2 protein-coding genes are annotated in these 13,639 nt (G+C 71.3%); both read right to left on the minus strand.

Annotation, left to right across the window (positions count from 1 at the left end; translation table 11 throughout):
- Positions 1 to 8 precede the first annotated feature (8 nt).
- Positions 9 to 12,344: a non-ribosomal peptide synthetase gene (locus OG542_RS00140; protein ID WP_328407054.1), complete on the minus strand. Its 12,336-nt coding sequence runs from the start codon at positions 12,342 to 12,344 to the stop codon at positions 9 to 11.
- Positions 12,345 to 12,539: 195 nt separating this feature from the next.
- Complete coding sequence (locus OG542_RS00145; RefSeq protein ID WP_328407056.1) at positions 12,540 to 13,631, minus strand: prephenate dehydrogenase; 1,092 nt, start codon at positions 13,629 to 13,631, stop codon at positions 12,540 to 12,542.
- Positions 13,632 to 13,639 lie beyond the last annotated feature (8 nt).

The following is a 13,639-nucleotide window of genomic DNA, read 5'->3' on the forward strand; positions in this document are numbered from 1 at the left end:
TCTGCTCCTTACAGCGCTTGTTCATCGGCCAGTCCGGCCTCGAGTTGGTGCATCTGCTCGGACGAGAGATCGACGAGCGTGCCCGCCGAGGGCTCCGGCGCCGCGGTGGCATCGCCGTCGGCGGGGAGTTCCGCGACAAGCACCGCCAGCCGTTCCGGCGTCCTTTCCTCGAACACCTGCCACGCGCTCAGTTCCAGCCCCTTGCGGCGGGCTCGGGCCGAGAGCTGCATCGAGATGATCGAATCGCCGCCGAGTTCGAAGAAGCTGTCGTCGGCACCCACCCGGTCCAGGCCGAGCACCTCCGCGAACAGCTCGCACAGCCTCGCTTCCATCGCCGTGCGCGGATCCCGCCCTGAAGACATTCCGGCGAAGTCGGGGGTCTGCAGCGCCCGGTGGTCGAGCTTGCCGTTCGGGGTGAGCGGCATGTGGTCCAGCGACACGAACGCCGCAGGCATCATGTACTCCGGCAGGCGTTCGGCGGCCAGTTCGCGCAGCGCGGAGGTCAGCGTGCCGTTCGCGCCGGAAGCCTCGGCCGACGGCACGACATACGCCACCAGCTGCTTGTCGCCGGGTCCGTCCCTGCGGACCGCGACCGCCACCTGGCCGACCCCGGGATGCTCCGCGAGCACGGCCTCGATCTCAGCCGGCTCGACCCGGTATCCGCGCACCTTGACCTGCGCGTCGACCCGGCCCGCGAAGATCAGCTGGCCCTCCCGGCTCCAGCGGAACCGGTCGCCCGAGCGGTACATCCGCTCACCGGGGGCGAACGGACTCGCGACGAACCGCTCCGCCGTCAGACCGGGGCGTCCCAGGTAGCCACGAGCCAGTCCGACGCCCGTGATGTAGAGCTCGCCGACCACCCCCGGCGGTACCGGCTGGAGGAAGGCGTCGAGCACGTAGTGCTGCACGTTGCGGATCGGGCCGCCGAGCGGGACCACATCGTGCCCCGGAGCCAGCGGGGCGCTCATCGTCGAGCAGATGGTCGTCTCGGTCGGCCCGTAGGCCTGGATCACCCGGCGGCCCGGCGACCAGCGGTCCACCAGCGCGGCCGGCAGCGCCTCGCCGCCCGTCAGCACTGTCCGCAGGGTGTCCGGCAGGTCGTCCTCGCTCGCCAGCACACTGGGCGACACGGTCAGGTGGGTGATGTCCGCCCTGCGGATCGCGTCGCCCAGGGTCACGCGGGGCGGCATGCTCGCCGCGTCCGGCAGTACCAGGGTCGCACCGGCCAGCAGGGTCATGTAGAGCTCGGAGACGATGGCGTCGAATCCGATCGCGGACAACTGCAGGACCCGCGAGGACGACGTCACGGCCATCCGCTCGATGTGCGCGTACCCCAGGTTGACGAGTCCGGAGTGGGCGACCAGGACGCCCTTGGGTGCCCCTGTCGACCCCGATGTGTAGATCACGTACGCCGCGTCCTCGGGTGCCACTCGTGGCAGCTCGGCATCCGGATCGGCGGCGGGCAGCTCATCCAGCACCAGCACCGTGCCCGTGAACTCCGCGGGTACGACCGCTCGGGTCGTCCTCGTGCACACCAGCACCTGCGGCGCCGAGTTCGCCAGGATGAACTCGATGCGCTCGCGGGGATAGTCCGGATCGACCGGCACGAACGCCCCGCCGGCGAACGTCACCCCCAGCAGGGTCACCGCCAGCTCGGCCGAGCGCTCGACCAGTACTCCCACCCGGGCCTCACGCCGCACGCCCAGGCCCACGAGCAGTCGCGCCAGCGCTTCGGCCTCGCCGAGCAACTCGCTGTACGAAAGGCTCCGCGCCGCGTCCTGCACCGCGGGCGCTTCCGGTGTCCGCGCGGCCTGCCTGCGGAACAGCACCGGCAGTGTCTCCGCCGCGAGCGGTTCGTCGGTCCTGTTCCACTCGTCCACCACCAGGCGGCGTTGCTCGGGTCCGATCAGGCCGACCCGTCCCACCGGCGTCCGCGGATCGGCCACGACCTGTTCGAGAGCCCGGAGGAGCGACGCGAGAAGGTCTTCGACCTGGGTCCTCTCGAACGCGTCCGGGCGGAAGATGACTTCGCCGTGGACGGGGCCCGCTACGGACGCACGCATGGACAGTGGGTAGTGCCCGGTGTCGTTCGGGATTCCCGCGGGACGCATGACGAGTGCGTCGGGTTCGTCGGACACGGGCGGCGGGGGCGGGTAGTTCTCGAACACCACGATCGTGTCGAATGCCGCGCCCGGCCCGGCATGCTGCTTGATCTCGGTCAGCCCGACGTGCTGGTGCGGTATCAACGCGACCTGCCGTTCCTGCAGGTCCGCCAGCATGTCGAGGAAGGGTTCAGCGCCGACCAGGCGGGCCCGGACGGGCAGCATGTTCATGAACAGGCCGACCGCGGACTCGACACCGGGGATCTCGGGCGGACGACCGGCCACCGCGGCGCCGAAGACCACGTCGCCGCGACCGGTCAGCCGGGCCAGCAGCAGTGCCCAGACCCCTTGGAAGAGCGTGTTCGCCGTCACACCGTGCCGGCGGGTGAACTCCACCAGGCGCCGGCTCAGGTCGTCGTCGAGTGCGAATGCGACCCGGTCCGGCTCGACGGGCGCGATGATCGTTTCCGGTGGCACGACGTGGGTCGCCTCGTCGAGCCCCGCGAGTTCGGCCCGCCACGCCTCCCGGGCAGCTGCCTTGTCCTGGTGCACGGTCCAGGCGAGATAGTCGCGGTACGACGTCGGGGCCGGCAACGCCCGGCCCTCACCGCCGGCGTAGTACGCCGCGAGCACCTCACCGGTGATGAGCGGCAGGGACCAGCCGTCCGCCGCGATGTGATGCGACGTGAAGACGAGCCGGTGCCTGCGGTCACCGAGACGCAGCAGGTGCAGACGCAGCTGCGGCGCCCGGGTCAGGTCGAACCGCTCGGCGTGCAGCTCCGCCGCGAGACGGTCGACTTCCGCCAGCGCCTCGTCCTCGGGCAGATGGGACAGGTCGGTCTCCTGCCAGGGCGGCGTCACTTCGCCGGCGACCGCCTGCACCGTCGCACTCGACCCGAGCTGGTGAAAACTCGCCCGCAGGGCGGGGTGCCGGTCCAGCAGCACCTGCCACGCCCTGCGGAAGCAGGCGACGTCCAGCGGTCCCTCGATGACGAGGGTGCGCATGCTCGCGTAGACGTCCGGGCCGCGCTCGTCGGCGGCGTGGAACAGCAGGCCCTCCTGGAGCGGAGACAGCGGCCAGATGTCGAGCAGGCCGGGTACGGCGGCCTCGACCTCCGCCACGTCCCGCTGCGTCAGCGCGGTGAGCGGGAAGTCGGATGGCGTGTGCCCTCCGGCGCCGCCGGCCTCGATATGGGCGGCGAGGCCGGTCAGCATGGACAGCCAGCCCTGTCCGAGCGACTCCGCCTCGGCTTCGCCGAGTATGCGCCCGGCCCAGGTCACGGTCAGCTCGAGCTCGGGTCCTTCGGCGGTGTCCAGCACGACCGCGTCGATCTCCAGGACGTGGCGCAACGCCGTGTCCTGGTCCGTCGTACCGCCGATGGTCCCCACCGTCTGCCAGGGCTCCGCGGCACCGCCAGGCCGGGACGGGAAGCGGCCGAGGTAGTTGAACCCGATCCCCGGCTTCGGCAGCGCCGCCAGGACCGGCCCGGTCTCTGGGTTGAGGTGACGCAGCATCCCGTAGCCGAGCCCGCCGTCGGGCACGGCGCGCACGCTCTCCTTGACGCTCTTCAGCAGCCTGCCTGCCGCGTCGCCGCCCGAGAGGGCTTCGGCCGTGTCGATCCCGGTCACGTCCAGCCGGAGCGGATGTATGTCGGTGAACCAGCCGACAGTCCGGGACAGGTCCAGGTCACCGATGGGCTGGCGGCCGTGACCCTCGACGTCCACCACGACGGCCGGGTCGCCGCGCCACCGGGCCACCGCGCCCGCCAGGGTGGCCAGCAACACCTCGTGAACCCCGCAGTGGAAGGCCGAGGTCGCCTTCGCCACGAGCACGCCTGCCTTGTCCCGCGGCAACCGCCAGGACCTGCGTCCCGCGGTCGACATGGTGTCGCGCGTGGGGTCGAACTCGCCCGGCCACGACGGCGCTCCGTCGAGGATCGCCGTCCACGTCTCCAGCTCCGCGGACCGGATCGCCGCCTGATCGGCCAGTGTGCGCGCCCAGCGCCGGTACGAGACGCCGACCGGATCGAGCGCCGGTTCCCGGCCCGCGGCCACGGCCGCACACGCCGCCTGCAGGTCCGCCAGCAGGACGCGCCACGACACGACGTCGGCCAGGAGATGGTGCGCCACCACCACGAGCCGTCCGAGGCGGCCGGGTCCGGCGTCCACCCACACCGCCCTGATCATCACGCCGGCGGCGGGATCCAGCCGGGTGGCGGTCTCGCCGGCGCGGCGCTCCGCGATCTCGTCCACGTCACCGGCACCGGCCTCGACCCGCTCGACCAGCGTCGCCGCGGCCACCGCCGCCCGGTCGGCCACGACCAGCCGGGGCTGCTCCCCGTCGGTCTCCACGATCCGGCTGCGCAGCATGTCATGGGTGTCGATCACCGCGGCGAGTCCGGCCGCCAGCACGTCCACGGACAGGTCGTCGGGCGCCCCCACGGTCACCCACTGCGCCGGTGCGCGCCGGGTCATCGCGCGGGGGTCGCGTTCGAGCTGTGCCCGCACCACTGGCGTCCACGGGACCTCGCCGACGCCGTCGGCGAGGTCGGCCCGCGCCGGTCCGCCCCGCTCGGCGACCGCCGCGATCCCCGCGGGCGTCTTCCGCTCGAAGACCTGCTTCGCCCCGAAGACGAGGCCCTCGCGACGTGCGCGGGCGGCCAATCGCATCGACAGGATCGAGTCGCCGCCCAGCTCGAAGAAGCCGTCGTCGGCGCCGACCCTGTCCAGCCCGAGTATCTCGGCGAACAGGTCGCACAACACCCGCTCGGCCTCGGTACGCGGCTCGCGGCCGGCGGCCTTCGCGGTGAACTCCGGAGCCGGCAGGGCCGCGGTGTCGATCTTTCCGTTGAGCGTCAGCGGGAAGCCGTCCAGCGCCACCACCGCCGCGGGCACCATGAATTCCGGCAGCAGCGCCGCGAGGTGCTCGCGGACCGCATCCGGTTCCACATCCCCTTGCGTGGTCACATACGCGATCAGCCGCTTCTCGCCGGGCTGGTCCTCCCGCGCCACCACGACCGCCTGCGCGATCTGCGCAACCTCGGCCAGGGCCGCCTCGATCTCCCCGGGCTCCACGCGGTAGCCCCGGATCTTCACCTGGGAGTCGGCCCTTCCGGTGAACAGCAGCTCCCCCTGATCCGTCCAGCGCGCCAGGTCACCGGTGCGGTACATCCGCCCGCCCGTCGCCCGGCCACCACCTGCTGAGGCGCTGCGCGCCACCGCGTCGCCGGGGACGAACGGATCGGCGACGAACCGCTCCGCGGTCTGCCCGCTGGCGCCCGGATAACCGTGCGCGAGGCCGTCGCCGGCGAGGTAGAGCTCGCCGGTCACGTTGGGCGCCACCGGCTGGAGGAACGCATCGAGCACATAGGCCCGCCGTCCGGCCAGCGGTCGGCCGATCGGCAAGGTGGCGCCCGTTTCGTCCCACGGTTCGAGGAGGTGCCACGTGGCGCAGAGGGTGGTCTCGGTGGGGCCGTAGAGCTGCCGGACCCGAACCTCTGGGCACGCCCGGCGCACCCGCGCGACGGACGCGAGGGGCACCGCGTCCCCGCCGGTCAGGATCTCGCGCAGCCCGCGGAAGGACTCCGGCGCTTCCTCGGCCACCACCCGGAAACTGCCGGCCGTCAGATGGGCGGTGGTCACGCCTCGTTCGATCGCTTCGCGCAGCCGCTGCGCGTCGACCGCGCCCGGTTCCGCGACCAGCACGCGGGCGCCGCTGACCAGTGGCACCCAGATCTCCATCAACGACGCGTCGAACGCGTGCGACGCGTGCAGCAGCACGCAGTCGTCCGGGCCCTGCGACCAGCCGGGCTCGCTGGCCAGAGCCGCCACGCTTCCGTGCGGCACCGCGACGCCCTTCGGAACCCCGGTCGATCCCGACGTGTACATCACGTAGGCCACGTCGTGCGCCCCGACCGTGAGCGCCGGCGCCTCGTGCGGCGTTTCCTCGAGCGCCGGTACGTCCGTGACCACCGGCTCGACCCCGTCCGGCACCGCGTCGCGGGTCGCTGCGACGCAGAGCGCCATCCGTGCGCCGGCATCGGCCAGCATCCGTTCGATCCGTTCGGCGGGGTGGTCCACGTTCACCGGTACCTGCGCGGCCCCCGCCTTCCAGACCGCGAGCAGGGCGACGAACAGGTCCGCGCCGCGTTCCATCACCACGCCGACACGGTCGCCGCGCCGCACGCCCAGCCCGGCGAGGTGCCCCGCCAGCCCATCCGATCTCCGGTCGAGGTCGGCGTAGGTCAGGGTGCGTCCCCCGTCCATGACCGCCACCGCGTCCGGGGACCTGTCGGCCTGCTGCCGGAACAGCTCCAGCACCGAAGGCCGGGCGGCCGCTTCGCCGGTCGCGTTGCCGTGCTCCAGCATCGACGCGCGCGTCGATGCGTGCGTCACGGCCAGACGGCCCACCGGAAGCGAGGGCTCCGCCACCATTCGTTCGATGACCCGCACGACCTGCCCGGCGACCTCGGCGGCCGTTTCCCGGTCTATCCGATCGGGCCGGTAGGCCACATCGATCCGCAGGCGGTTTCCGGGAGAGACGCTCATCGTCAGCGGATAATGGGTACCGGTCCGGGTGCGGAGCGAGCTGATCGCGAAGCCACCGTCGTCTCCGGGACCGGCGGCGTCGTCCGGGTAGTTCGCGACCATCACGATGGTGTCGAAGATCGCGCCCGTCCCCGCCAGCCGCTGGATCTCCGACAGCCCGAGGTACTGGTGTTCCGTCAACGCCGACTGGCGCCTCTGCAAGTCCCGCAGCATCTCCAGCACCGGTCGGCCGCCTTCGAGCCGCACACGGGCCGGGACGGTGTTGATGAACATCCCCACCATCCGCTCGACATCCGGCACCTCCGCGGGACGCCCCGACACCACCGTCCCGAACACCACGTCCGTCCGGCCCGCCAGCCGCGCCAGCACCAGCGCCCATGCGCCCTGCACGATCGTGCTCAGCGTCAGTCCATGGCCACGCGCGAAGTCGGTGAGCGCCTGCGTCGTCTCCTCGGGCAGCCATGCGGCATGCCCGTCCGGCATGACCATCGTCTTGTCCGCGTCGGCGTCCGTCAGGGTCGGTTCGTCCGCCCCGGCCAGCTCGGACCGCCACGCCGCTCGTGGCGCCTCCACGTCCTGACGGCGGAGCCACGCCAGGTAGTCCCGATAGGACGGTGCCGTCGACGGGCCCTGCCCACCCGCGTACCCCGTCGACATCTCGCCCAGGACGATCGGTGTGGACCAGCCGTCCAGGACGACATGGTGCGACGTCACGATGAGCCGGTGCCTGCTCTCACCGAGACGGATCAGCAACAGCCGGAGCAGCGGCGCCCTGGTCACGTCGAACCGCTCGGCCTGATCCTGCGCGAGCAGGCGGTCGGCCTCCGCGGCCACGGCCGCCTCATCGAGGTGCGACAGATCGGCCTCGCGCCATGGGACAGCGACCTCGTCCGCGACGGCCTGCACCGTTTCGCCGGATCCGAGCTGGTGGAAGCTTGTCCGCAGCGATGCGTGCCGGGCGACCAGCCGTTGCCACGCCGCACGCAGCCGTGGCGCGTCGAGCGGTCCTTCGAGGTCCAGGATCCGCTGGCTCTGGTAGACGTCGACGCCGTCCGCGTCGATGGCCCGCTCGAAGAGCATGCCTTCCTGCAGCGGTGACAGCGGCCAGACGTCCCTCAGCCCCGGCACCGCGGCCTCCAGCTCCGCCACGTCCCGCTGCGTCAGCTCTACGAGGTCGAAGTCGGACGGTGTGTGCCCGCCGGCGCCGGGATCCTCGGCCAGTGCCGCGAAACCGGTCAGCATCTCCAGCCATGCCTCGCCGAGCCGCTCCACCGTGGCGGGGTCGAGGTCCCTGCCGTCGATGGCCAGTCTCAGCCGGGGTCCTGCGGGCGTGTCCTGGACATCCGCAGCGACCTCCACCGGGTGGGCCGCGGACATCTCCGGACCGCCGCCGAGCGACTCCTCGCTCGCCTGCCACGGGATGTCCTCGGCGGCGAGGCCGGACCGGCCGAAGTAGTTGAATCCGATCTGCGGGGACGGCAACTCGGCCAGCCTCGCCCCGGTTTCGGGGTTGAGATGGCGCAACAGCCCATAGCCGAGGCCATCGCCGGGGACGGCGCGGGCCTGTTCCTTCACGGCCTTCAGCAACTGCCCGGCGGCGGCGTTCCCCGCTGCCGCGGCAGAAAGGTCGACGTCGGAGACATCGAGGCGGACCGGATGGACGCTGGTGAACCAGCCGACGGTGCGCAACAGATCCATCCCGTCGGCGCCGTGGCGACCATGGCCCTCCACGTCCACCAGGATCCCGGCGCCGGTACCGCGCCAGCGCGCCACCGCACCTCCGAGACCCGCCAGCAGGACTTCGTGGATCCCGCAGTGGAAAGCCGCCGGCAGCCGGGCCACCAGACTGCGCGCCGTGGTTCCGGACAGCGTCCGTGACCAGGAGTGGGACTGCCCGGTCTGCTTTCCGGTCTGCTTCACGATGGACGAATCCGCACCGTCCAGTACGGCGACCCAGTGATCGACTTCAGCGATCGTGCTCGCGCTGAACGCCTGCTCGGTCAGCCGCCGCGCCCAGTGCCGGTACGAGGTCGACGCGGGCTCCAGGGCAGGGGGCCCGCCGGAGACCACCTCGTCGTACGCCGAACGCAAATCCGGCAACAGGATGCCCCAGGAGACCGCGTCGACCGACAGGTGATGCGCCACCAGAGCCAGCCGGCCCGGCCGGTCGCTTCCGGCGTCGAGCCATACGGCCCGCACCATGATTCCCGCCGACGGGTCCAGCGTGCCTGCCGCCGCCCTGGCCTCGTGCGCGGCGAGTTCATCGAGGTTCCCGGTCCCGGCCGGCACCCGCGTGAGCAGGCCGGCCGCGTCCACCGCGCCGCGCTCGGCCACGAACAGCCGTCCGTCGGGCGCCACCCGTGCCCGCAGCAGATCGTGCACATCCAGCACCGCCTGCAGGGCGCCCACCAGGGCATCCGGATTCAGGCGTGCCGGGGTGACGACGACTTTCGCCTGCACGAAGCCAGGGCGTACCGCGGCATCCCCAAGGGCACGCATCACCGGCGTCCATGGGATGTCTCCCACGCCTGTGACCGCCTCGGAGCGATCCCGTGCCGGTGTCGTCGGGGCCTCTTGTGCCAGTCCCGCGAGCCGCTCAGGGGTCCGGTGCTCAAAGATCTGCCGCGGGGTGAGGGAGATCCCCTCGCGCCGCGCACGGGCGGCCACCTGCATCGACGAGATCGAGTCCCCGCCCAGTTCGAAGAAGCTGTCCTCGACCCCGACCCGTTCCAGGCCGAGGACTTCGGCGAACACCGAGCACAGGATGCGCTCAGCCTCCGTGTCCGGCCCCCGGCCGACCGCCTTCGCGGCGAAGTCCGGTGCGGGCAGGGCCTGCCGGTCCACCTTTCCGTTGACCGTCAACGGCAGTTGGTCCAGCACCAGCACCACGGCCGGAACCATGAACTCGGGCAGCGTCGCGGCGAGCTGTTCGCGCAACCGCTCCGGGTCGGCGTCGTGCCCCGTTTCGGCGACCACATAACCGATCAGGTGCTCGTCCCGTACGGACACCACCGCCTGGCCGACACCGGGCAGGCCGGCGAGGACCACCTCGATCTCGCCGGGCTCCACCCGATACCCGCGGATCTTGACCTGGTCATCGGCGCGTCCGGCGAACACCAACGCGCCCTGGTCCGTCCAGTACGCCAGGTCCCCGGTCCGGTACATCCGCTCACCCGGCACGGAGGCGCTGCCCACAGCCGTGTCGCCGGGAACGAACGGGTCAGCGACGAACCGCTCCGCCGTCAATGCCGCACGGCCGAGATAGCCCTGCGCCACACCGGCTCCGGCGACATACAGCTCGCCCACCACGCCCGGCGGCACAGGTCGCAGGAACGCATCGAGGACGTAGGTTCGCCGCCCCGGGAGCGGTCGTCCGATCGGCAGCACCGTTCCCGTCGTGTCGCCGGGTTCGAGCATCCACCACGTCGCGCACAGCGTGGCCTCCGTCGGGCCGTAGAGATGCCGCACCCGCACGCCCGGACTGCCGCGCCGCACCCGCTCCACCGCCGCGGGCGGCACCGCGTCCCCACCGGTCAGCACCTCGCGCAGACCGACGAGCGACTCCGGTGACTCCTCGGCCACCACCCGGAAGGTCCCCGCGGTCAGGTGGGCGGCCGTGACACCGCCGGCCACATGTCCGGCCAGAGCCTCGCCGTCCACCGCACCCGGTCCGGCCAGCACCACCCTGGCACCCGACAGCAGCGGCACCCACAGCTCGAACAGGGATATGTCGAAGGCGTGCGAGGCATGCATCAGCACGGCGTCATCGGGGCCGATCGCCCATCCCGGCTCGCCGACCAGCGCCGCGACGCTGCCGTGCGACACCGCGACGCCCTTCGGTGTTCCCGTCGACCCCGACGTGTACATCACGTACGCGAGGTCGTCCGCATGTACGTCTACGGACAGGCGGGTGCACTCCGCCACCGCCTGCCGCGTCCGGACATCGTCCAGGACGATCGGATCGAGCCCTCCGACCAGCACGACATCTCGGTACGCTTCCGCGCAGATCACCGCCGCCGGCTCCGCATCCGCGAGCATGAACTTCAGGCGTTCCGCCGGATAGGCGGGATCCAGGGGGACGTACGCCGCTCCTGCCTTCCACACCGCGAGCAACGTCGCGATCAGCTCGGGCGACCGGCCCAGCACCACGGCCACCCGGTCCCCACGCCGCACTCCCCTGCCGCGCAGATAGCCGGCGAGCCGCTCCGCGTGCTCAGCCAGTTCCCCGAACGACATCGCCCGATCGCCCTCGACGACCGCCACCCTGTCGCGGCGGCGCTCCACCTGACGGTCGAACAGTTCCGAGGCCAGTCCGGCCGGATGCTGTGGCCGGCCCTGCGTCAGGGCGGCTGCCGCGCCCCATGCGTCCACCACCAGTTCACGCTCGGCCGCACTCGTCACGTCGATCTCGGCCACCGTCAGGTCGCCCGCACCCGTCAGCTGACGCAGAACCTCCTTCAACCGCTCAGCGATGGAGAACGCTGTGGCCCAGTCGAAGAGCTCCGTCAGATAGTCGAGTTTGAGGAGCATCTTTTCGCCGGGGACGCACACCAGCGTCAGCGGATAATGGGCGGCTGCCCGGCCCTGATGTATGCGAATGCCGAAGTTCCCTGCGGAGTCCGATTCGGCGGGCTTATTGGGGAACTTCTCGAAGACAATCATGGTGTCGAAGACCGCGCCGGGGCCGGCCGCCTGCTGTATGTCCACCAACCCCACGAACTGGTCAGGTATGAGCGCCGACTGCTGTTTCTGTAATTGCGCAAGCAACTCCATGACGGGCGTCGAGCCGCAAAGCCGCACACGCACCGGAACGGTGTTGAGGAACAGCCCCGCCATCTCCTCCACTCCGGGCAGATCCGGCGGGCGCGCCGACACCGCCGCCCCGAACACCACGTCCGTCCGGCCCGCCAGTCGCGCCAGCACCATCGCCCACGCGCCTTGCACCACCGTGTTCAGCGTCAGCCCATGGCTACGAGCCAGCTCGTCCAGCGAGCGCGTGAGGGTCTCGGACAGCTCGACCTCGACGCTCTCCGGCACACCGGGCGCTCGCCCCGGATCGGCGGGCGCCACCAGCGTCGGCTCCTCGGCACCGCGCAGCTGCGCCACCCATGCCGACAGCGCCCTCTCCTTGTCCTGCCTGCTCAGCCACGCGAGGTAGTTCCGGTACGACGTCACCGCGGGCAGGGCCTGCGGATCGCCGTGGGCCGGGTACAGCTTCGACAGCTCGTTGACCACGACCGGCAACGACCAGCCGTCCATGATCGTGTGATGACAGGTCATCACCAGCCGGTGCGTACGGTCGTCGAGACGGATCAAGGTCAACCGCAGCAACGGCGCCTGCGCGAGGTCGAACCTCGTCGTCCGATCCTCCTCGGCCAGCTCTCGCACGGCCTCCTCGGGGTCCTCGAGGTGCGAAAGGTCGACCTCCCGCCACGGCAGTTCCACCTCTTTGAGGACGATCTGCACCGTCTCACCCGATTTACGCTGCCGGAAGCAGGCCCGAAGTGGCGCGTGCCGCGTCAGCAGCGCCTCCCACGACGCGCGCAGCCTGGCCGCGTCCAGCGGCCCGTCCAGGTCCAGGATCCAATGGCCTATATAGACGTCGGGTCCTTCGCCGTCGTAAACCGCGTGGAAGAGCAACCCAGCCTGCAGTGGCGACAGCGGCCAGATGTCCTCGATACGCGACTGGGCCATCAATGTCTCCCTCGGTCAGCTGTGGGATTGACGTGCGTCGTCGAACTCAGCCGTGAATTCCTCAACTCGCCCTGTTCCAGGTCGAGGAGGTCGACGTCGAATGCGAATGCGAAACGTGCCGCACAGGAGAATCATCACCTGACGGGGCGAGCCCGGACAACATGTCCAGTCGCACCTGACGCGGTCGCTCGGTCTTCACTGCTCGTGCCAGCCACCCGTCCGCAGAGCTTCCCGCAGCGGTGCCGTCATGCCGGGAGCGACGCTGACATGGACCAGGCCGGCCTGCCGGCCGGTGGCATGTTCGATGCGGATGTCCTCGATGTTGACGTCCGCGCGGTCCGCGTCCGTCAGCAGCCGTGCCAGTTCGCCCTGCTGGTCCCCGATCATCACGGTCACCGATTCGAACCGCTCGGGCCGGCTCCCGTGCTTGCCGGAGATGCGGCTGCGGCCCGACACCCCCCTGCGCAGCATGGTCCCGACCGTCTTCATGCCGCTGCTGCGCTTGGCGTCGTCCGTCGCCGCCATGGCGCGCAGCCCGGCGACCATCTCGCTCAGATCGGCGCCCAGTTCGTCCAGGAGGTCCGCCACGACCGAGGCGTTGCCGCCCAGTATGTCCAGCCAGAGCTGGGGGTCGGCCTCCGCGATCCGGGTCAGGTCCCGCAGGCCCGGGCCCGCCAGACTCACCTCACGTTCCCCGGCGCTCTCCAGGCGCATCGCGACCAGGCTCGCCACCACATGGGGCGCGTGGGACACCAGCGCCACCGCACGGTCGTGCACCGCCGCCTCCATCAGCACGGGAACAGCGCCGCACAGCGTCACCAGTTCCAGTGCCGTGTTGAGCGTCTCCGTGTCGGTGTCCGCCGTCGGCGTCAGCGCCCAGGTGCGGCCCTCGAAGAGGTCGCCCCGGGCCTTCAGCGGACCGCTGCGCGACGCGCCCGCCATGGGATGTCCGCCGATGTAGCACGAGGTGTCGCAGGCGAGGTCGATGATGTCGTGCTGCGTTTCCGCCTTCACGCTCGCCACGTCCGTGTAGTGCCGCGCCAGGTGTCTGCCCTGTGCGTCCGCCAGCACCTTGCCGACCAGCGGCGGCGGCACCGCGACGATCGCCAGGTCGACGGTTTCCGTGGGCGGCCGCACCGTACCGGCGCCCAGCGACGCGGCCGTCCGGGCGGCCGCCGAGTCGACGTCCTCGAGGTACACGGTCACGCCACGCGCCCGCAGCGCCAACGCCGCCGACGTGCCCATCAGTCCTGTGCCTATCACCAGCGCGGAGTGCATCACGGCCACGTCCATTC

The sequence above is a fragment of the Streptomyces violaceus genome (genome assembly GCF_036014075.1).
Taxonomy (GTDB): domain Bacteria; phylum Actinomycetota; class Actinomycetes; order Streptomycetales; family Streptomycetaceae; genus Streptomyces; species Streptomyces violaceus.

Bases quoted from the DNA above. Each gene is read 5' to 3' on its own strand.
- OG542_RS00140 (WP_328407054.1), bottom strand. From the start codon at position 12,344: ATGGCCCAGTCGCGTATCGAGGACATCTGGCCGCTGTCGCCACTGCAG.